The following is a 19005-nucleotide window of genomic DNA, read 5'->3' on the forward strand; positions in this document are numbered from 1 at the left end:
CATGTCTGTACTGACCCCTGCACGGACCTCCGGACGAACGGTTAGCGCCCAGGAGAATTTCTCCGCCTGGGCCAACCGCCACCGGAAATGGCTGTTCGCAGCGCCCGCCATGATCTTCGTGGGCGTCCTCATCATCTTTCCGCTCGCCTGGACCCTGTACCTGAGCCTGACCGATTCCCAGGGGTCGGTGCGCGCGGCATCGGACTTCGTGGGTTTCGAAAACTATGCCACGGTCCTCACCGACACCGAACGGTTCTGGCCGGCCGTGGGCCGCACGCTGTCCTTCACCCTCGTGGCGCTCGGCTGCGAAATCATTCTCGGCATGGGCATTGCCCTGCTCCTGTGGCGTCCGTTCCGCGGTGAAAAGTGGGTCCGCGTGGCCATTTTGCTGCCGCTCGTGGCCACTCCCGTGGCGGTCGGCATGATGTGGCGCCTGATCTTCGATCCGAACATCGGCTTCGCCAACCAGCTGCTGGGCCTCGTGGGCATTCCGCCGCAGCCGTGGCTCTCCGGGCAGGATTCCGCGCTGCCCACCACCATTTTCATGGACGTCTGGCAGTGGACCCCCATGGTGGTCCTCATTCTCCTGGCCGGACTGACAGCCCTCTCCGACGAGCCGGACGAGGCCGCCCGCATGGACGGCGCCAACGCATTCCAGCGCTTCTTCTACGTCACCCTGCCGCTCATGATGCCCACGGTCATCGCGGCCATCCTGCTTCGCGGCATCGACGCCCTGAAGACCTTCGACATCCTCTACGCCACCAAGGGCAAGGGCGGCGGTTCCTTCCACGAGGTAGAGACCCTGAACGTCTACGCCTACGGACTGAGCTTCGACTACAACCAGTACGGGCTGTCCTCGGCCGTGCTGATCCTGTTCTTCATGATCATCATTGGCTCCATGTGGCTGCTGACCATGCGCAAGAAAGCGGTAAGCAAATGACCCTCCTGACTGAACCCCAGGCACCGGCGCGGCAACGGCCACAGATGGCACGCCGCAGGAAGCCGCTGCGCAGCCGCGCCTACAAGACCTTCCGCGTGGTGGCCCTGATCGCGGTGGTGCTGTTCCTGATCGCGCCGCTGTTCTGGATGCTGCTGGCCTCCTTCAAGACCAACGTGGACATCTACGACGCCGGCAAGTCCTTCCTATTCACGCCCACCGGCGAGAACTACGCCAACGTGCTGCAGCGCAACAACTACTTCGTCTTCATCCTCAACAGCTTCTGGGTGGCCTTCGTTTCCACGGCCCTGTCGCTGGTCCTGGGCGTCCCGGCCGCCTACGCCATGAGCCGGTTCACCATGCACCGCTCGGCGCTGGTGGTCCTGATGGCCCGCGTCATCCCCGGCGTCTCCCTGCTGGTGCCCTGGTACTACGTCTTCTCCAACCTGAAGATGGTGGGCGGGTTTGAGGTGCTGATCCTCAGCCACATGTTCGTCGCCCTGCCGCTGATCGTGTACATCATGATGAGCTACTTCGATTCGCTGCCGCTGGAACTCGAGGAGTCGGCGCAGGTGGACGGACTTACGCCGATCGGCGCGTTCCGCCGCATCACCCTGCCGCTGTCCGTGGCCGGCATGGCCACCGCGGGGATCCTGTCCTTCATCTTCTCGTGGAACAACTTCATGTTCGCGCTGGTCCTGTCCGGCTCGAAGACGAAGACTCTGCCCGTGGCCATCTTCGACTTCGTCTCCTACGCCAGCATCGACTGGGGCGGACTGATGGCCGCCGCCACCGTGGTGACCATCCCGATCATGATCATTGCGCTCTTCACGCAGAAATACATCGTGTCCGGCATGACCGCCGGCGCCACCAAGGGCTAGGGGTACACCGTGACGCGCATCAGCAGAGTAGAAACCTTCCTCGTCCCGCCGCGCTGGCTGTTCGTCCGCGTCGAGACGGACAGCGGGATCGTGGGCTGGGGAGAGGCAAGCTGCGAGGGCCGCAGCGAAACCGTCCGCACCGCCGTCGGGCAGCTCTCCGAACTCCTGATCGGCCAGGACGCCCTCCGGATCGAGGACCACTGGCAGGTCATGACCAAGGGCTCCTTCTACCGAGGCGGACCCATCCTGGCCAGCGCCGTGTCCGGGCTGGACCAGGCGCTGTGGGACATCGCCGGCAAGCACTTCAACGCCCCGGTCCACCAGCTGCTCGGCGGCCCGGTCCGCGACCGCATCCGGATGTACGGCTGGGTGGGCGGGGACGAACCCAACGAGGTGGCCGACCAGATCAGCGCCCAGCTGGAAGTGGGCCTGACCGCCGTCAAAATGAACGCTAGCGGCCGGATGAGCCCGGTCGCCTCCGTCGCAGAGCTCGACGGCGTGGTCCGCCGGGTGGCCGCCGCCCGGGAAGTCCTGGGGGACCACCGGGACGTGGCCGTTGATTTCCATGGCCGCTTCAGCCTTGCCAACGCCCGCCGCGTGGCGCCGCTGCTGGAGCCGTACCGGCCGTTCTTTCTTGAGGAACCGGTGGTGCCGGAGAACACCCACCTGCTCCGCGAATTCACATCGTCCACCACGACGCCGGTGTCCACCGGTGAGCGGCTGTACAGCCGGCAGGAGTTCCTGCCCGCGCTGCAGGCCGGCATCGCGGTGGCCCAGCCCGACCTCTCCCATGCGGGCGGCATCACCGAAGTCCGCAAGATCGCCTCCCTCGCCGAGGTGTATGAGGTGCAACTGGCGCCGCATTGCCCCCTGGGTCCGCTGGCCCTGGCAGCCTGCCTTCAGGTGGGCTTCGCGACGCATAACTTCCTGATCCAGGAGCAGAGCATCGGCATCCACTACAACCAGGGCGCGGAAGTCCTGGACTATGTGGTGGACAAGACGCCGTTGAAGTTCGTGGACGGGCACATTGAACGGCTCACGGGACCTGGCCTGGGCATTGAGATTGACGAAGCGATTGTCCGCGCGGCCGACAAACAGGGCCATGCCTGGCGTGGCCCGGTGTGGCGGCACCCGGACGGGTCGTTCGCCGAGTGGTGAGCGGGTGGAGCCCCGAGTGATGAACCCCGACTGATGAACCCGGAAGGAGAGCGCTGATGATCAAGCAAGACGTGGAGAGGCCCGCAATGGAGAACACCTTGACCCCTAAGTCCCTGCTGGTTGGAATCAGGGAAACGCGGCTCGTCGCGATCGTGCGCGGCACCGACGGCCCCGCCGCCGGACAAGCTGCCCTCGCCGCGATGGAGGAAGGGTTCCGCTTCGTTGAAATTGCACTGACCACGCCCGGCGCCCTTGGGGCCATCCGGGATGTGCGCGCAGCGGCACCCGCGGGCTGCTTTGTCGGGGCGGGGACGGTTTTGACGGCGCGGGATGTTGACGACGTCGCCGAGGCTGGAGCCCAGTTCACAGTGACGCCGGCCCTCACGGAGTCGATTGTGGAATCAGCACGGCGGGGGATCCCCGTGCTGGCCGGTGCACTGACCCCGAGCGAGGCCTTGGAGGCGATGAACTGCGGTGCCACGGCGGTCAAACTCTTCCCTGCATCCATCGGCGGGCCGCGCTACCTCAAGGCGCTGCGCGACCCCTTTCCGGACATTCCCTTCATCGCCGTGGGCGGCGTGGGGCTGGAGGAAGCGGCCAGCTACTGGGAAGCCGGCGCAATCGGCGTTGGACTCGGCGGACCGCTGTTCGGTGACGCCGGCTCCGGCGGGGACCTGGCTCCGGTGCGTGAGCGCGCCCGCGGCTTCGTCAATCTGGCCGCCGACTTCGGCAGCCGGACGGCAGCGCTGCGGTGACGGCCGCCGTCGACCTCCTGACTATGGGTGAATCCATGGTGTCGCTGCGATCCGACGGTCCGCTGTCGGCGGGAGGCAGCCTGTCGATGCACGTGGCCGGTGCCGAATCGAACGTGGCCGTCGGGGCGGCACGGCTGGGGCACCGTGTGCGGTGGGCCGGCGTGGTGGGCGCCGATCCGCACGGTGAGTTCATTCTGCGCCAACTGCGCTCCGAGGGTGTCGAGGTCTACCACCGGAAAGAGGCCGCTCGCAACACGGGGGTGATGTTCCTGGAGCAGCGGACTGCGGACGTCAGCCGTGCCTTCTACTACCGGGCCGGATCGGCCGGGTCCACGCTCAGCATCCCCGACGTACACGCAGCGCTCCGGGACGGCGCCAGAGCGGTCCACCTGACCGGAATCACGGCCGCCCTCAGCCCTGAGGCGCGGCGCGCAGTGGAGTACGCCGCCGAACGCGCCACCGGCGAGGGCATCCTGGTTTCGCTGGACGTCAACTACCGGGCCAAGCTCTGGTCACGGGATGAGGCGCGCGCCGCCCTCGCCCCGATCGCCCGGCACGCAGCGATCGTGATCGCCTCGGAGGATGAACTGGACCTTGTGGCGCCGGGTGCGGATCCGGGTCAGGATCCCGATTCCGATCCGGATTCCGGCCCGGCAGCGGGCCTTTCCGACGCCGACGAGTTTCTCCTCGCGAAGCGGCTGCTGGAACAGGGCGTGCGGGAGGTGGTGGTCAAGCGGGGTGCCGCCGGTGCTGCCGCCTACACCGCCGACGGGCGGTGGGAGGTGCCCGCCGTGCCGGTGACCAGCATCGATACCGTCGGCGCCGGGGATGCCTTCACCGCCGGCTACCTCTCTGCGCTCCTCGACGGCGAAGACGTGGCCGGGCGGCTGCAGCGCGGCGCCGTCGCGGGAGCCTTCGCCGTCAGCACGGCCGGTGACTGGGAAGGCCTCCCGAGCACCGGGGAGCTCGCGCTGTTGGGCAACCACATTGCCGGCAGCACCCAACGCTAGACGCCCGGCCGGAAGGCCGGAAACCGTACATCGACTGACCTGAAAGAAAGCCTGGACCTGTTGTGAAAATCATTGCCGCGGAAGTCTTTGTGACGAGCCCCTCCCGTAATTTCGTGACTCTTCGTGTCACTACCGAGGATGGTGTGACCGGTATCGGTGACGCCACGCTGAACGGGCGCGAGCTCGCCGTCGCGGCGTACTTGAAGGAGCATGTCGCGCAGTTGCTGGTCGGGAAGGATCCGCACCGGATCGAGGACACCTGGCAGTTCCTGTACCGGTCCTCGTACTGGCGGCGGGGGCCGGTGACAATGGCCGCGATCGCGGCGGTGGACATGGCGTTGTGGGACATCAAGGGCAAGATGGCGGGCATGCCGGTGTACCAGCTCCTGGGCGGTGCGTCGAGGAACGGGCTGCGGGCCTACGGCCACGCTTCGGGTTCGGACATCCCGTCGTTGTTTGATTCGGTCCGGGAGCATCTGGAGCTGGGGTACAAGTCGGTGCGGATCCAGACCGCCGTGCCGGGGATCAAGGCGGTGTACGGGGTGGCCGCGCAGGCGCAGGCGTCGGGGGAGCGCTACGACTACGAGCCGGCGGGGCGGGGCGCGTTCCCGGTGGAGGAGGACTGGGACACGCGGGCTTACCTGCGCCACCTGCCCGGGGTGTTCGAGGCGGTGCGGAACGAGTTCGGCCCGGAGCTGCCGCTGCTGCATGACGGGCACCACCGGATGACGCCGATCCAGGCCGCGAAGCTGGGCAAGGCGCTGGAGCCGTATGACCTGTTCTGGCTGGAGGACTGCACCCCGGCCGAAAACCAGGAGGCGCTGCGCCTGGTCCGTTCGCACACCACCACGCCGCTGGCCATCGGGGAGATCTTCAACACCGTCTACGACTACCAGACGATCATCAAGGAACAGCTCATCGACTACGTGCGGGCTGCGTCCACGCACTTTGGCGGGATTTCGCCGCTGAAGAAGGTCATGGACTTCGCCGCGCAGTACCAGATCAAGTCCGGCTTCCACGGGCCCACAGACATTTCCCCGGTCGGGTTCGCCGCACAGCTGCACGTGGGCCTGGCGATCCACAACTACGGCATCCAGGAATACATGCAGCACTCCGCCGCCACCAACACGGTGTTTGAGCAGTCCATGACCTTCACCGACGGCTACCTCCATCCGGGCGACAAGCCGGGGATCGGCGTCGGGTTCAACGAGGAAGCCGCCGCCGCGTATCCGTACCAGCAGGCCTACCTGCCCTACAACCGCCTCGTCGACGGAACAGTCCACGACTGGTGATGAGCAGGGGCTGAGCAGAGTGGGGTCTCACCCAGGTTCGGGCCGTCCTGAGCATCAGAACGGCGCGAGCTGCTTCCTGGTGGGGATGTGGTGGGACGCGAGTGGCGTCAGCGGTTGAGTTCCCGCGTCGTTCCGAAAGGCACCTGGTCGGAAAGCGCAGCCGTGTAATGGCCGGGTGCCAGGCGCGTGATCAGTATCCCGTGCGTCCCGGATTGCATGGCCAATTCCTGAAGGGTCCGCACGGCGTCGTCGAGCTGCTGGTCAAGGGCTGGCCGGCTCGTGACCTGGATATCGATGCGGTCAATGAGATAAGTCATGGTGCCTTTCCTTCCCGGTGGGATCAGTGGTTCTCTGCGTTCACCGGGTGCGGAACCGATGCCACGGTAACGGGTGTTTTGGCTGCTGGCTGGGGCTTCTCGACGTCGGCGGGCGGGGTTGTCTTCCACTTGAAGCGCTTGCCGATGGTGGATCCGCCGCCGTTGCTGCGGTTCTTGTTGAAGATGTCGAAGCCCACCGCGAGCAGGAGCACCAGGCCCTTGATGAGCTGCTGGTAGTCGGTGCCCAGGCCCAGGATGGACATGCCGTTGTTGAGGACGCCCATGATGAGGCCGCCGACCATTGCTCCTGCCACGGTGCCGATGCCGCCTTGGACTGCCGCCCCGCCGATGAACGCGGCGGCGATGGAGTCCAGTTCGAAGCCCGTGCCGCCGGCTGGCTGGGCCGAGTTCAGCCGGGCGGTGAACACGAGGCCGGCCAGGGCTGCCAGCACCCCCATGTTGACGAAGAGCCGGAACGTGACGGCCTTGGTCTTGATGCCTGACAGCTCGGCCGCGTGGAGGTTGCCGCCGATCGCGTAGGTGTGCCGTCCGAAAATGCTGTTGTTCATCAGTGCGGAGTAGACGATGACGAGAACGGCCAGGACGATCAGCACGATCGGGGTGCCGCGGTAGCTTGCGAGCAGGAAGGTGATGGAGAGCATCAGCAGCGCAATGAAGGCTGTCTTGATGGCGAACCAGGCCATGGGTTCGTTTTCGAGATTGAACTTCCGGCGGATCCGGCGTTCCTTGATGGACTGGAAAAGGATTGCTGCGGTGCCGCCGACGCCGAGGATCACCGTGAGCCATTCCAGCACCGATGTGCCGCCCGAGATGTCCGGGAGGAAGCCGCCGCCCAGGGCCCGGAGCTCGTCCGGAAACGGGGTGATCTGCTGGTTCTTCAGGGTGATCAGGGTCAGGCCGCGGAAGATGAGCATGCCCGCGAGGGTGACGATGAAGGCGGGGATGCCGACGTAGGCGATCCAGTATCCCTGCCAGGCGCCGACGAGCGCTCCGACGAGCAGGCAGGCGGGGATCGCGATCCACCAAGCCCAGCCCCAGTGGACGATCATCACGCCGGATACGGCACCGATGAAGCCTGCGATGGAGCCGACGGAGAGGTCGATGTGGCCGGCGATGATGACCATGACCATGCCGATGGCCAGGATCAGGATGTAGCTGTTCTGGACCACGAGGTTGGTAACGTTCTGTGGCTGCAGCAGAATGCCGTCGGTCAGGACCTGGAACAGCAGGACGATCAGGATCAGGGCGACGAAGATGCCGACCTGGCGGAGGCGGCTTGCCAGGAAGCCGAGGGAGTCTCGTAGGGCGGACATGGTCCTTATTCCTTCTCTTGGGTCATGTAGTGCATGAGTGTTTCCTGGGAGGCCTCGGCGATGGGGACTTCACCGGTGATGTGGCCTGCGGAAAGGGTGTAGATCCGGTCGCAGATGCCCAGGAGCTCGGGGAGTTCGGAAGAGATCACGATGACGGCTTTCCCCTCGGCGGCGAGTCCGGCGATGATCGTATAGATCTCGAACTTGGCACCGACGTCGATGCCGCGGGTGGGCTCATCCAGGATCAGCACGTCGGGGTCGGAGAACATCCACTTGCTCAGCACCACTTTTTGCTGGTTGCCGCCGGAGAGCTTTCCCGTGATGGCGGCGACAGAAGGCGCCTTGATGTTCATGCTCTTCCGGTAGCGGTTGGCCACGGTGGTCTCTTCGTTCTTGTCCACCCAGCCGTGCTTGGCCAGCTTGCCCAGGGCAGCCATCGAGATGTTGCGCTTGATGTCCTCAATGAGGTTCAGGCCGTAGTGCTTGCGGTCTTCGGTAGCGTAGGCAATTCCATGGCGGATGGCCTCCGGCACCGAGGAAGTGTCGATTTCCTCGCCGTACTTGAACACCTTCCCGGAGACAGCACGTCCGTAAGTGCGTCCGAAGACGCTCATGGCGAGTTCGGTCCGGCCGGCACCCATGAGGCCGGCCAGCCCGACGACTTCCCCCTTGCGGACATTGAGGCTGGCGTTGTGGACCACGATGCGGCTGTGGTCCTGGGGATGCTGGACCGACCAGTCCTCGATGCGGAGGACTTCCTCGCCGATGCGGGGAGTACGTTCCGGGTAGAGGCTTTCCAGATCGCGCCCCACCATGCCACGGATGATCCGTTCCTGCGTTATCTGCCCTTGGTCCAGTCGCAGGGTTTCGATGCTCTTGCCGTCGCGGATGATCGTGACGGCGTCCGCCACCTTGCGGATTTCGTTGAGCTTGTGGCTGATGATGATGCTCGTGACGCCTTGGCCCTTCAGGTGCAGGATGAGATCCAGCAAATGGTCAGAGTCCTCGTCGTTCAGCGCCGCCGTCGGTTCGTCCAGGATGAGCAGCTTGACTTCCTTCGAGAGGGCCTTGGCGATCTCGACCAGCTGCTGCTTTCCGACGCTGATGTGCTGGATCGGTGTCACCGGGTTTTCGCTGAGGCCCACCCGGGCGAGCAGCTTGGCCGCTTCAAGGTTGGTCTGGCGCCAGTTCACCCAGCCGCGTGAGGCGATCTCGTTGCCGAGGAAGATGTTCTCCGCGATGGACAGGTACGGGCTCAGCGCCAGCTCCTGGTGGATGATGACGATCCCGCGCTTTTCGCTGTCGTTGATGCTGGAGAAATCGCACGGTTCGTTTTCGAAGAGGATCTCGCCGTCGAAGGTGTTGTGCGGGTAGACCCCGGACAGCACTTTCATGAGGGTCGATTTACCGGCTCCGTTTTCACCGCAGATGGCGTGGACCTCGCCGCGGTTCACGTCCAGGGTGACGTCCTGGAGGGCTTTTACGCCGGGGAAGGTCTTGGTGATTCCCCGCATTTGAAGGATGGGTACGTTCATGGTCATTCCCGCTGACTGGTTGGTGCCGGGCTCCTGCGGGTGCAGGGCCCCGAGGAGGGTGCGGCCTGGCGGGATGCCGGGCCGCACCCTTCGCGGCGCCTACTTGACGTCGGCCTCTGTGTAGTAGCCGGAGTCGATGAGTTCCTGCTTGTAGTTGTCCTTGGTGATAATCACGGACTCCAGCAGGTAGGCCGGGACCACCTTGACCTTGTTGTTGTACGTCTTGGTGTCGTTCGTCTCGGGCTCCTGGCCCTTCAGGACGGCGTCGACCATCTTCACAGCCTGTCCACCGAGCTTGCGGGTGTCCTTGAAGATCGTGGAGTACTGCTCCCCGGCGATGATGGACTTGACCGATCCCTTTTCAGCATCCTGCCCGGTGACGATCGGAAGGCTGCCCTTGGAGTAGCCGCCGGTGCTGGTCAGCGCGGAGATGATGCCAATGGACAGGCCATCGTACGGCGACAGCACGCCGTCGAGCTTTTTGCCGGAACTGTAGGCCGACGTGAGGATGTCCTCCATGCGTTTTTGCGCCACGGGCGCCTGCCAGCGGAGGATGGCGGCCTGCTCGAACTTGGTCTGACCGCTGGGAACCTTGATGGTGCCGGACTCCATGAACGGCTTCAGCGTGTCCATAGCCCCCGTCCAGAAGAAGTTGGCGTTGTTGTCATCCGGGCTGCCGGCGAACAGTTCCACATTGAACGGGCCCTTGCCGTCCACCTTTTTGCCGCTGGCATCGAGAAGACCCAGGCCGGTCAGCAGGGACGTAGCCTGCTGGACACCCACCGTGTAGTTGTCAAAGGTCGTGTAGTAGTCCACGTTCGGCGTTCCGTTGATCAGCCGGTCATAGGCGATGACCTTGACGTTCTGCTCCTTGGCCTTGGCCAGGACGTCTGTCAGCGTGGTGCCGTCGATTGCCGCGATGATCAGGGCCTTCGCACCCTTGGTCAGCATGTTCTCAATCTGCGAGACCTGGGTGGGAATGTCGTCATTGGCGAACTGCAGATCCGTCTTGTATCCGAGGTCTTTCAGGGACTTTTCTACATTGCTTCCGTCGGCAATCCACCGCTCCGACGTCTGCGTCGGCATTGAAATACCTACCAGTGACCCGGCAGCATCGGTGCTGGCTGCGGGGGCGGCGGTGCCGGGCCGGCTGCCACAACCGGTGGCCCCCACCGTAACGGCCAGGGCGACGGCTACGGCGCCCAGGAGTTTCTTGATACGCACGTTGTTCTCCTTCCGCGGCTGATTGGGGCCGCGAATTGGTGCTGAGTCGGAAGGCATCTGCGCCTGCCAACGGGGACCGGCAGCTGGGTTCCGGTCACCTGGTGCGGATTTTGCGGTCCGCGCCAGAAGGCTTTTGGCGATCCCGGCACAGTCAAGCTGCGGTTCGGAATTCCCCGGTGCTGCAATTTATGCTCACATATGTGAGCGCTAACAAATACGAGAATAGCCCACGTGGGTTTTGTGGGTCAAGTCACAGATGCGCCAAAGCTACTTGGATGGCTGCGGAACTTCGCAAGCGATCTTGGGATTAGCGCCCATGTAGTTCAGAGGTCCGGCGAAGATGGTCACGGCCACGGTGCCCGCCTCGGTGCAGGAATCCGGTGAACCGCCGAAATACCCGCGCTGAAAAGCGGCGAAGACGCCGATGAGGAGCCAGATGACGAACAATGTTCCGACGATCTTCATGACAGCCTCCGTAGCCCCGTCGCCACTCCAGTGCCTCAATTATCCACCGGGTGTGGCTTTCAGGACATAGCTCCCGAATAGCAGCCGGGCCCGTAATCCGGCATGGTTTGCTGCGCCGCTGCGCGTCGTCGGGCACAGACTCGGGGCAGCAATTCCGAACAGCAATGAGAAGCGAGATCCGGGCGCATGGCCGCTGAACCAAGGTGGCGGGATCTCACTCCTCGAGGGCTTACGCGAAGCAGCGGGGCAGCATCAGCTGGGCTCGGTGGTGTCCACCGGCGTCTGGTCCACGTCAGGCATGTCCTCGGCCTTGCCTACGGAGGTCCCTCCGGATGCTGCCTCTGATCCTGCCAAGCCCTGGGTGTCGGTTCCTTCTTCCGGCTCGAAGGTGTTGGCCTCCCCCGCTCCGAGTCCTACGCCGTCTCCCGAGGCAGAGTCCGGGATCGCGCCGGGTTCCTTCCTTGTACCGCTGGAGCGATCGGTCTGGCCGGTGCCGGTTTCTTCAGTGCTCATGTCATCTCCTGAGACCTTGTCGGACGTGGGTAATTCACGGTAACAGCGGCGGCTTTGCTTGGTAAGGGGCGCCCGGTGCCCGTGCGGCAAGCTGGAGCGATGATTTTCGTCGCGGCAATTTGTCTGAGGCCAGCGCCCCGGGGGCCGAAGTGCGTTGCAACAAAGCAGGTTGCTCGCGAGTCTGGCCGGTGCCACAGTGGGGCATGGCCACTGAAGCTGATGTCCGTCGGATCTGCCTTGCCATGCCAGGAGTCACCGAACGCTCCAGTTGGAACCAGCCCGCCTGGTTCGCGAAAACCCTGATGGCCCGGATCTGGGAAGAGGGTGTGCTGACGGTCAAGACAGCGGAGCGGGAGGCGCTGGCCGGAACGGACCCGGAAACTTACTTCTGGTCGCCGCACCATGAGCGTTCGCCCCTGTTGGTCCTGGTCCGGCTTTCAAGGCTCGACGGCGATGAACTCGCCGAGCTGCTGGAAGAGTCATTCCTCCTTGCCGGCGGACGGACCTGACGCGCGCGGAGGCGTGCCGGTGCTGCACTTCATGCGCTGCTGCCTTGCCGTGTGCTGCGGGAACGGGCTCGCTCCAGCTCGCGGCGGAGCCTGGCGTTGTCCAGTTCGAGTTCAAGCACTTTCGCTACGCCTGCCAGGTTCAGTCCTTCATCTAAAAGTTCCCCGATCCGGCGCAGGATTGCCAGGTCTGATTCGCTGTATTGCCGCGTGCCCCCGGCGGTCCGCTCCGGCGTCAGCAGTCCCCGGCGTTCGTACAGCCGGATGTTTTGTTGGCCGGTTCCCAGCAGGTCCGCCACGACTGAGATGGCGTACAGTCCCCGGTCGCCGTCTTGATCTGCCACTGTTGTTCCCTAGGTCGACAATTTTTGAACTACCTCTTGCACCAGTTTGCCACCAGTGCTATAAAAAATCTATATCCACCACCATAGATCATGGGGTGGGTCACCCTGAGTAATCTATGTGCTGAAGGAGTGGGAAATGATGCTAATCCGTACCGACCCGTTCCGTGAGCTTGACCGGCTCACCCAGCAGGTCTTCGGAACCGCCGCCCGTCCGGCCGCCATGCCGATGGACGCATGGCAGGAAGACGGCGAGTTTGTTGTTGCCTTTGACCTTCCCGGCGTCATGCCTGACAAGGTGGACCTGAACGTGGAGCGAAACGTGCTTACCGTCAGGGCAGAACGCCAGGACCCCACGCAGCCCAACGTTGAGCTCGTCGTGGCCGAGCGGCCGCGCGGAGTTTTTAGCCGCCAGCTGATCCTCGGCGAAACCCTCGACACAGAGAAGATCAAGGCCAGTTACGATGCCGGTGTTCTGACGCTCCGGATCCCCGTGGCCGAGCAGGCCAAGCCGCGCAAGATCGAAATCGAGAGCCAGAGCCAGCTGCACCAGATCGAAAAGTAAGTCCGTTCCTTCGGACAGGGCCGGTTGTCCGGTTCTGCTGAGGGCGGCTTCCGGGAAGCCGGGGCCGCCCTCAACCGGCCTCACCTGCGAGGCGGCAGCCGTGGGATGACTGCGAAACGTAGGAGCAGTTAAGAAAATGGCCAGGAATGTCCCGGACCACTACGCGGTACTGCACGTGCCGCGGACAGCTACGCAGCGGGAAATTTCGCGCGCCTACCGGTCCCTGATGCGAATGCACCACCCGGACCTGGACAATCCCACCGCTGTGCCGGCTGAGCTTCAGCTCATCATGAAGGCTTTCGAGGTCCTGCGCGATCCGAAACGGCGCCAGGCCTACGACCGCGAATCCGTCCGGGAAGAACGCCGGGCCGCAGAGCCGCCCGCCAGGGCAGGCCCTCCTGCACAGGCTAGGAGCAACACCGGGCAACGGACCAATGATGCTGACGCGGGAGGCCGGACAGTGCCGGGCCGCCGTCAAAACAGTTCGCAGGAGGTACCTGTCCGACACATCCGGCACGAGGATCCGCCCCTGCGGGCAACGCCTGTCCGATGGGAAAGCGGGCCCTGGGCCACTATCCGTTATGACCCCCGAGGAGAACGAAGACGATGAGTGATTGGCGCCGATACGACTCCCACCTGATTCCTGCCTTTCATGAACGGTTTGAAGAGCGCTGGGGAAAGGGCACCGCACCCTTCCTGGATCCGGAAGCCCACGAGGAGCCGCTTCCCCGGGCGCAGTGGATCAATCCCGCAACCGGCGCCGCACTGGCAGTCGTGCCCATCTGGACGGATGACGACCAACAGCATCGATCGTTCGGCGTCTTCTACCTGCCGCCGTCCGGGGACATCTGGATGCTCCGGCCTGGCTTCACCGGCTACCTGGAGCCAGGCGAGGACGCCACCGAGCACCTCGTGGCCCTGAGGAACGACGCCTTCAAGAAGGCCGTGGCCCACGCCAAGGATTTTCTGTTCGGCCCGCCCGTAGTGACGCACTAGGTCCACAAGCGTCCCGGACATCTCCCCGGCCTGGGACCCCGCCGTAAGGGGCACATTGGCGGCCAAAAACCCGGCTGCGGCCGCTACAGACGGCGTGTCCATGTCAATCTGGCCCACGACGGAAGGAATCAGGCCCCGGGACGCCCGGCCCAGGGAAGCCGGGCGGGAAGCCGGGTCCGCCGAAGCCGGGGGCGTCGAACCCGCCGCCCTGGCCGCTGCCCAGGAGGCTCCGGGTGAGGGCCTCGCCGTCGGCCATCAGTCCTTCCACCGCCGTGGCGAGGTGCCCGTCTGCAACAGGGACGCCTTCCAACGCAGCAGCAACCACAGCCCGCCGGACCAGTTCGCGGGCAAAGGATGCCGTGGTCCCTTCCGCGCGGGCGGCGGCATCCCGGACGGCGTCTGGGCTGAAGGGAATCCCGCGGGCGTACAGTTTCACGAGGTTGACGCGCTCCGCGGGTGCCGGGAGCGGAATCTCCACTGCCAAATCCACCCGGCCTGGACGCTGCGCCAAGGCACGTTCCAGCATGTCTACCCGGTTCGTGGTGAGGACGAAGGCAACGTCAGCGTCGCTGTCCAGGCCGTCCATGGCGTCCAGCACCTCGAACAGCAGTGGCTGCGGTCCATGCCCGAAGCTCCGGTCCTCAGCGATCAGGTCGCAGTCTTCAAGAACCACGATCGAGGGCTGAAGTGCCCGCGCCATGGTGGCGGCCTCGGAGATTCTGGCCAAGGAGCCGCCGGACAGAAGGATGGCGGTGGTTCCCGAACTTTGGCTGAGCAGGTACCGCACAGTGTGGGTTTTGCCCGTCCCTGGCTTGCCGTAAAGCAGAATGCCCCGTTTGAGATGCTGCCCGTATTCGCTGAGCGACTCCCGGTGTTCGGCGATGCCGAGCGCATGGTCCGACACCTTTTGCAGCAGTCCCTCGGGCAGGATGACCTCGGATGCCGCGAGGGCCGGCCTGGCATGGAACGTGACGCCGGCAGCGCTGGGACCGTACTCGCCCATGACCAGTGAAATGACCTGGCCTTTCAGGACGCTGCGGTGCTGCATCCGCCGGCGGAACTCCGCGAGGAATTCCGCTGCGCTGCCCGTCCCACCGGCCAGGACTTCGAGGGAAGCTGACTGCCGCCCGTACCGCGGGAGGGCGTCGCGCTGGAGCACGGCCACCGGGCTGCCCCCGTGGCTGAACAGCCACAGGCCCAGGGCTACCGCCTGCCGTTGTTCATCGGGCCCCACGGCGACGTTGGTGTAATCGGGCTGCGACAACGGGAACTGCTGGAAGAACTGGGACTGTTGCAGCATGTCGCTCAAGGAATGGTGATGGCGCTGGTCGCCGCCGCCGATGCCGACAAGACGGCAGTCCCTGTTCTCGCTCGCCATCTCGGCCATCAGAATGTCGGCATCCACGAACCGGTGCGGCGGTATCTCCTCCACCACCACGGACAATGATTCGGCGGGAACCGCCAAATGCTCCGTGAGCGTGGTCAGCAGCTGCGTCCCTGCCTGCACCCGGTGCTGGCCCGACTGCGCAAGCTGCACGAGGCGGGCAAAATCGTCGATGAACTTCCCCAGGTTTTCATCCATGCGCAGACCCTACCAGTGGCGCTCGCTAACGCTGGCGGACGCGACCGGCTGCTGGCCTGTCCAGTCTCATCATGCCCTCGTCAGGCAGGGCGGGGTGTGTCATTCTGGGAGATACCGCAATCCCGTAGCCGGGGGCCGGTCCATCGAGGGGGACGGTTCAGCCGAAGGGACCGGCGCCATCAAAGGAGAAGGCCATGTTCACGCCAAAGGGTTCATTTTCCAGCTTCAGCGTCAATGACGTGGCGCAGGCCAAAGAGTTCTATGGGCGGAAGCTTGGCCTGACGGTATCCGAAGGCGAAATGGGCACGCTGGAGGTGACCATGCCCGAGGGCCACAAGATCGTGGTCTATCCCAAGGACAACCACGAAGCGGCCACGTTCACTGTGCTGAACCTCGTGGTTGACGACGTCGACGCCGCCGTTGAGGCGCTCAACGCGGCCGGCGTCCGGACCAAGATCTATGACGACCCGAACCTTCCCACCGATGAAAAGGGGATCGCCCGCGGCATGGGACCGGACATTGCATGGTTCAAGGATCCGGCAGGAAACGTTATCTCGGTCATCAAGTCGGACGGGCTGCTGTCCTGAACATGCAGATTGGGGCAAACTGTCCTTCTGCCCCTTTCGGGACAACATTTTCGAGCCAGCTTAGAGGTCCAGCCGATGCATACTTCAGCCAAAGAATTGGCCGCCAGGATCCCGCCGGGTTTCATCCTCGGGGTGGCCACGGCCGCGTTCCAGATCGAAGGCGCACTCGACGAGGACGGCCGGGGTAAAGCCGGGTGGGATGTTTTCGCCGCCAAGCCGGGCAACATTGTGGATGGCCATAGCCCCGCGGTGGCCTGCGACCACTACCACCGCATGCCCCAGGACGTGGCTCTCATGAAGGAGCTGGGCATCGATTCCTACCGGTTCTCGCTCTCCTGGCCCCGGATCCAGCCCGGCGGCCGCGGGCCCGTGAACCGGCCCGGGCTGGATTTCTATGACCGGCTGCTGGACGAACTCCTGGCCCACGGTATCTCGCCGATGGTGACCCTCTACCACTGGGACACGCCGCTGCCATTGGATGAGGCAGGCGGGTGGCTCAACAGGGATACCGCATACCGTTTGGGGGAGTTCGCCTCCATTGCCGCGGCCGCCTATGGGGACCGCGTGGCCCGCTGGGTGACCATTAATGAACCGGCAACGGTGACCACTAATGGCTATGCCCTGGGCCTGCATTCACCGGGATTGGCGGACTTCGCCAACGGGTTGCCGAGCGTCCACCACCAGCTGCTGGGCCATGGGCTTGCACTCCAGGCGCTGCGGGCCGCCAAGGTGCCGGGTGAAATCGGCATGACCAACGTGTACTCGCCCATGGTGCCGAATTCCGGAAACCCGTTGGATTGGATGAGCGCCGGGGCAATGGATGTGGCCCAAAACCGCCTGTACGCGGACCCGGTCCTCACAGGAAAGTACCCGGACCTCGTCCGCGTCGGAAAGTTCTTTTCGTCCTTTGAGCATCCGGATGAGGACATGGCCATCATTTCCCAGCCGCTGGATTTTTACGGGCTCAACTATTACATGCCGACTCGCGTGGCCACCGGGGGCGGGGAAAGCCCCGTTCCGGCAGCCATGGCGGAGGCGATGGGGGATGACCTGACCGGAGCCACGAATGGCGCTCCGCTGCACATAGCGCCATGGCCGGACACCGAAACCACCGCCTACGGCTGGCCCGTCAAGCCCGAATACATAGCCGTTGCGCTTAAGGAAATGGTCGAGCGCTATCCGAACCTCCCGCCGGTCATCATTACCGAGGGCGGGGCGAGCTTCGAGGACATCATCGTGAGGGACAAATCCACGAACCGTTCATTCATTCCCGACGAGCGGCGCCTGCGGTACCTTTCCGACCACCTCGGTACCGCGCTCCGCGCCACGGCTCCCGGCGGTGAGGCCGAGGCCGTCGACCTTCGTGGCTACTACGTGTGGTCCCTGATGGACAATTTCGAGTGGTCCGGCGGCTACAAACAGCCGTTCGGGCTGGTGCATGTGAACTTCGAGACGATGGAGCGGACCCCTAAGGCGTCCTTCTTCTGGTTCCAGGAGCTTCTCGAAGAACGGAACCTGGCAGCCGCGGCAGGCGCCGCCGTCGCGGCGGCAACTGTTCCCGAAGCTGCTGTTCTCGACGATGCTGTTCTCGAAGGCGCCGTCCTCGAAGGTGCCGTTCCCGCTGGTGCCGTTGCAGACGCCGTCCCGTCGGCTGCCGGCGCGGCTGCTGAACCGGAGCTTCCGACGGTCGGGGAACGAGGAATGTCCGACGGCGGTGCGCAGCCGCCAGGGCTCTGACGTCGCCGCTGCCTGGATCACTGCAAACAGTCCAGATCAGTTCAAACTGCTCAGATCAGTTCAAGCTGCTCAGATCAGTCTCAGATCACTGCAAACTGCTTAGATCAGTTCAAACTGCCCAGATCAGTTCAAACTGCTCAGATCAGTTCCAGCTGCTTGAGCCGCTTGGCAATGCCTGCGCCGTCGGGCGAGTAGATCCATGTCACCGAAGAGGCGCTGTGGTCTCCGGTTTCCGAATGTCCACCGGCGAAGACCGACTCGCTGACCGACAACTGCCGGATGGCGATGGCGGCCACCTTGTCGGCATGCTTCTGCGAGAAGGCTGAATAGATCTGCTCGTCGTGCTGGCCGTTGTCGCCGATCAGCAGCCAGCGCATGTTGGGGAATTCGGCGGCCAGGCGCTCCAGGTTCTGGCGTTTGTGCTCCTGCCCGCTGCGGAACCAGCGGTCCTGGGTGAGTCCCCAGTCCGTGAGCACCAGCGCGCCGGAGGGGTACATGTTGCGCGTGAGGAACCGGGCGAGGGTGGGCGCCGCATTCCAGGGTCCGGTGGACAGGTAGATCACCGGGGCGTCGGGGTGCTCCATGGTCAGCCGGTCCAGCAATACCGCCATGCCCGGGGTTGCCATTCGGGCGCGCTCGTTCAGGACGAAGGTGTTCCAGAGGGCAAGGAACGGCCGGGGCAGCGCCGTCACCATGACAGTGTCGTCGATGTCAGAGACGATGCCGAATTTTGTCTCCGGACCAATGACGAAGATGCTGGCTTCCGCGGGCTCCGTGCCCTCCGCCCGCAGTACGGCCGTATGCCAGCCGGGGGAGAGGGACACCTGGATATCAATGTCAACGAGTCCGCCCCTGTCGGTCCGGACCTTCGTCACGGTGCCGCCGACTTGAATCTCCACCGTGGATCCCGGGATGGGAACGCTGGTGAAGGCGCGCCAGCCGCGGACGTTCTGGGTTCCGTTTTTCGCGGCATGATCGGCCCGGCTTCCCGGAACAGGCTTGCTGGCGAGCACCACCCTGCCAAGTATCCGAACCCAGTCGGTGGAACCGTAGCCCTGGTAGGCAATGGTCTTGGGCTGGAACTTCCATCGCCGGGCAAGCTTCAGCCGTGCGTTGTTGATCGTGTCCGAGAGCCGGTGGGCCAGGCGGAAGACGTGTGTACCTGACACGGAAGTTTTCTCCTCTGACGCGGTGTCCATTCCCTCACTCTGCCACAGGCCGGGGCCAGCGGGCCGGATAGTCCCCTCTTGTTACCTGCGGGCGGCCGACG

At 64.4% G+C, this 19005-nt stretch carries 21 protein-coding genes; 12 read left to right on the forward strand and 9 right to left on the reverse strand.

Going from position 1 to position 19005, the window contains the following annotated elements; translation table 11 throughout:
- Position 1: 1 nt before the first annotated feature.
- The 6 genes from J7E80_RS00565 to manD all read left to right on the forward strand — a co-directional run bounded on the left by J7E80_RS00565 (position 2) and on the right by manD (position 6033).
- The gene (locus tag J7E80_RS00565) at positions 2-940 is read left to right on the forward strand and encodes a carbohydrate ABC transporter permease (RefSeq protein WP_251036257.1); all 939 of its coding nucleotides are present in this window, start codon (positions 2-4) and stop codon (positions 938-940) included.
- Positions 937-1818, forward strand: coding sequence for a carbohydrate ABC transporter permease (locus J7E80_RS00570; RefSeq protein ID WP_215049533.1), 882 nt, complete (start codon positions 937-939; stop codon positions 1816-1818). Before J7E80_RS00565 ends, J7E80_RS00570 begins: the two co-directional genes overlap by 4 nt.
- A gap of 9 nt (positions 1819-1827) precedes the next feature.
- Positions 1828-2976, forward strand: a complete 1149-nt coding sequence (dgoD, locus tag J7E80_RS00575; protein WP_215049534.1) for a galactonate dehydratase — start codon at positions 1828-1830, stop codon at positions 2974-2976.
- Between the two features lie 56 nt (positions 2977-3032).
- Complete coding sequence (locus tag J7E80_RS00580; protein ID WP_251036258.1) at positions 3033-3731, forward strand: bifunctional 4-hydroxy-2-oxoglutarate aldolase/2-dehydro-3-deoxy-phosphogluconate aldolase; 699 nt, start codon at positions 3033-3035, stop codon at positions 3729-3731.
- The gene (locus J7E80_RS00585) at positions 3728-4741 is read left to right on the forward strand and encodes a sugar kinase (protein WP_311380726.1); all 1014 of its coding nucleotides are present in this window, start codon (positions 3728-3730) and stop codon (positions 4739-4741) included. Before J7E80_RS00580 ends, J7E80_RS00585 begins: the two co-directional genes overlap by 4 nt.
- Before the next feature lie 62 nt (positions 4742-4803).
- The gene (gene manD / locus J7E80_RS00590; RefSeq protein ID WP_215049535.1) at positions 4804-6033 is read left to right on the forward strand and encodes a D-mannonate dehydratase ManD; all 1230 of its coding nucleotides are present in this window, start codon (positions 4804-4806) and stop codon (positions 6031-6033) included.
- Positions 6034-6140: 107 nt separating this feature from the next.
- Here the strand turns inward: manD and J7E80_RS00595 are convergent, their stop codons facing one another.
- The 6 genes from J7E80_RS00595 to J7E80_RS00620 all read right to left on the reverse strand — a co-directional run bounded on the left by J7E80_RS00595 (position 6141) and on the right by J7E80_RS00620 (position 11421).
- A complete protein-coding gene (locus J7E80_RS00595; RefSeq protein ID WP_215049536.1) occupies positions 6141-6350 on the reverse strand; it encodes a hypothetical protein in 210 nt (69 codons plus the stop codon).
- A gap of 23 nt (positions 6351-6373) precedes the next feature.
- Positions 6374-7684: a multiple monosaccharide ABC transporter permease gene (gene mmsB / locus J7E80_RS00600; protein WP_215049537.1), complete on the reverse strand. Its 1311-nt coding sequence runs from the start codon at positions 7682-7684 to the stop codon at positions 6374-6376.
- A 5-nt stretch (positions 7685-7689) separates the two neighbouring features.
- Positions 7690-9219, reverse strand: a complete 1530-nt coding sequence (gene mmsA, locus J7E80_RS00605; protein WP_215049538.1) for a multiple monosaccharide ABC transporter ATP-binding protein — start codon at positions 9217-9219, stop codon at positions 7690-7692.
- Between the two features lie 99 nt (positions 9220-9318).
- A complete protein-coding gene (gene chvE, locus J7E80_RS00610; protein WP_396020709.1) occupies positions 9319-10443 on the reverse strand; it encodes a multiple monosaccharide ABC transporter substrate-binding protein in 1125 nt (374 codons plus the stop codon).
- 267 nt (positions 10444-10710) lie between these two features.
- Positions 10711-10908: a hypothetical protein gene (locus tag J7E80_RS00615; protein WP_215049539.1), complete on the reverse strand. Its 198-nt coding sequence runs from the start codon at positions 10906-10908 to the stop codon at positions 10711-10713.
- 252 nt (positions 10909-11160) lie between these two features.
- Positions 11161-11421: a hypothetical protein gene (locus J7E80_RS00620; RefSeq protein ID WP_215049540.1), complete on the reverse strand. Its 261-nt coding sequence runs from the start codon at positions 11419-11421 to the stop codon at positions 11161-11163.
- 203 nt (positions 11422-11624) lie between these two features.
- Here J7E80_RS00620 and J7E80_RS00625 point away from each other — a divergent pair, with 203 nt between their 5' ends.
- Complete coding sequence (locus J7E80_RS00625; protein WP_215049541.1) at positions 11625-11930, forward strand: MmcQ/YjbR family DNA-binding protein; 306 nt, start codon at positions 11625-11627, stop codon at positions 11928-11930.
- Between the two features lie 29 nt (positions 11931-11959).
- Here the strand turns inward: J7E80_RS00625 and J7E80_RS00630 are convergent, their stop codons facing one another.
- Positions 11960-12271, reverse strand: coding sequence for a MerR family transcriptional regulator (locus J7E80_RS00630; RefSeq protein ID WP_215049542.1), 312 nt, complete (start codon positions 12269-12271; stop codon positions 11960-11962).
- A gap of 139 nt (positions 12272-12410) precedes the next feature.
- Here J7E80_RS00630 and J7E80_RS00635 point away from each other — a divergent pair, with 139 nt between their 5' ends.
- The 3 genes from J7E80_RS00635 to J7E80_RS00645 all read left to right on the forward strand — a co-directional run bounded on the left by J7E80_RS00635 (position 12411) and on the right by J7E80_RS00645 (position 13829).
- On the forward strand, positions 12411-12833 hold the full coding sequence (locus J7E80_RS00635; RefSeq protein ID WP_215049584.1) for an Hsp20/alpha crystallin family protein: 423 nt from the start codon (positions 12411-12413) through the stop codon (positions 12831-12833).
- Between the two features lie 136 nt (positions 12834-12969).
- Positions 12970-13443 (forward strand): J domain-containing protein, encoded by a 474-nt coding sequence (locus tag J7E80_RS23535; protein WP_251036260.1) that lies wholly within the window; start codon positions 12970-12972, stop codon positions 13441-13443.
- Positions 13440-13829, forward strand: coding sequence for a hypothetical protein (locus J7E80_RS00645; RefSeq protein WP_215049543.1), 390 nt, complete (start codon positions 13440-13442; stop codon positions 13827-13829). The genes J7E80_RS23535 and J7E80_RS00645 overlap by 4 nt, the downstream gene beginning before the upstream one ends.
- A 103-nt stretch (positions 13830-13932) precedes the next feature.
- On the opposite strand, the gene J7E80_RS00650 is transcribed toward J7E80_RS00645, so the two are convergent.
- Complete coding sequence (locus tag J7E80_RS00650; RefSeq protein ID WP_215049544.1) at positions 13933-15411, reverse strand: ATP-binding protein; 1479 nt, start codon at positions 15409-15411, stop codon at positions 13933-13935.
- 194 nt (positions 15412-15605) lie between these two features.
- On the opposite strand from J7E80_RS00650, the gene J7E80_RS00655 reads away from it, so the two are divergent.
- Both J7E80_RS00655 and J7E80_RS00660 read left to right on the forward strand, forming a co-directional pair.
- The gene (locus J7E80_RS00655; protein ID WP_215049545.1) at positions 15606-15998 is read left to right on the forward strand and encodes a VOC family protein; all 393 of its coding nucleotides are present in this window, start codon (positions 15606-15608) and stop codon (positions 15996-15998) included.
- A gap of 75 nt (positions 15999-16073) precedes the next feature.
- The gene (locus J7E80_RS00660) at positions 16074-17735 is read left to right on the forward strand and encodes a GH1 family beta-glucosidase (RefSeq protein ID WP_251036261.1); all 1662 of its coding nucleotides are present in this window, start codon (positions 16074-16076) and stop codon (positions 17733-17735) included.
- 137 nt (positions 17736-17872) lie between these two features.
- Here J7E80_RS00660 and J7E80_RS00665 read toward each other — a convergent pair whose 3' ends face one another.
- Entirely contained in the window at positions 17873-18934 is a 1062-nt protein-coding gene (locus J7E80_RS00665) for a phosphatase domain-containing protein (RefSeq protein ID WP_215049546.1), read from the reverse strand.
- Positions 18935-19005 lie beyond the last annotated feature (71 nt).

Source organism: Arthrobacter sp. ISL-28 (genome assembly GCF_018613875.1).
Classification (GTDB): Bacteria; Actinomycetota; Actinomycetes; order Actinomycetales; family Micrococcaceae; genus Arthrobacter.

Excerpts from the sequence above, each read along its gene's own strand:
- J7E80_RS00565 (WP_251036257.1), top strand. The coding sequence starts at position 2 with ATGTCTGTACTGACCCCTGCACGGACCTCCGGACGAACGGTTAGCGCC.
- J7E80_RS00570 (WP_215049533.1), top strand. The coding sequence starts at position 937 with ATGACCCTCCTGACTGAACCCCAGGCACCGGCGCGGCAACGGCCACAG.
- J7E80_RS00580 (WP_251036258.1), top strand. The coding sequence starts at position 3,033 with ATGATCAAGCAAGACGTGGAGAGGCCCGCAATGGAGAACACCTTGACC.
- J7E80_RS00595 (WP_215049536.1), bottom strand. The coding sequence starts at position 6,350 with ATGACTTATCTCATTGACCGCATCGATATCCAGGTCACGAGCCGGCCA.
- mmsB (WP_215049537.1), bottom strand. The coding sequence starts at position 7,684 with ATGTCCGCCCTACGAGACTCCCTCGGCTTCCTGGCAAGCCGCCTCCGC.
- mmsA (WP_215049538.1), bottom strand. The coding sequence starts at position 9,219 with ATGAACGTACCCATCCTTCAAATGCGGGGAATCACCAAGACCTTCCCC.
- J7E80_RS00615 (WP_215049539.1), bottom strand. The coding sequence starts at position 10,908 with ATGAAGATCGTCGGAACATTGTTCGTCATCTGGCTCCTCATCGGCGTC.
- J7E80_RS00620 (WP_215049540.1), bottom strand. The coding sequence starts at position 11,421 with ATGAGCACTGAAGAAACCGGCACCGGCCAGACCGATCGCTCCAGCGGT.
- J7E80_RS00625 (WP_215049541.1), top strand. The coding sequence starts at position 11,625 with ATGGCCACTGAAGCTGATGTCCGTCGGATCTGCCTTGCCATGCCAGGA.
- J7E80_RS00635 (WP_215049584.1), top strand. The coding sequence starts at position 12,411 with ATGCTAATCCGTACCGACCCGTTCCGTGAGCTTGACCGGCTCACCCAG.
- J7E80_RS23535 (WP_251036260.1), top strand. The coding sequence starts at position 12,970 with ATGGCCAGGAATGTCCCGGACCACTACGCGGTACTGCACGTGCCGCGG.
- J7E80_RS00645 (WP_215049543.1), top strand. The coding sequence starts at position 13,440 with ATGAGTGATTGGCGCCGATACGACTCCCACCTGATTCCTGCCTTTCAT.
- J7E80_RS00650 (WP_215049544.1), bottom strand. The coding sequence starts at position 15,411 with ATGGATGAAAACCTGGGGAAGTTCATCGACGATTTTGCCCGCCTCGTG.
- J7E80_RS00655 (WP_215049545.1), top strand. The coding sequence starts at position 15,606 with ATGTTCACGCCAAAGGGTTCATTTTCCAGCTTCAGCGTCAATGACGTG.
- J7E80_RS00660 (WP_251036261.1), top strand. The coding sequence starts at position 16,074 with ATGCATACTTCAGCCAAAGAATTGGCCGCCAGGATCCCGCCGGGTTTC.
- J7E80_RS00665 (WP_215049546.1), bottom strand. The coding sequence starts at position 18,934 with ATGGACACCGCGTCAGAGGAGAAAACTTCCGTGTCAGGTACACACGTC.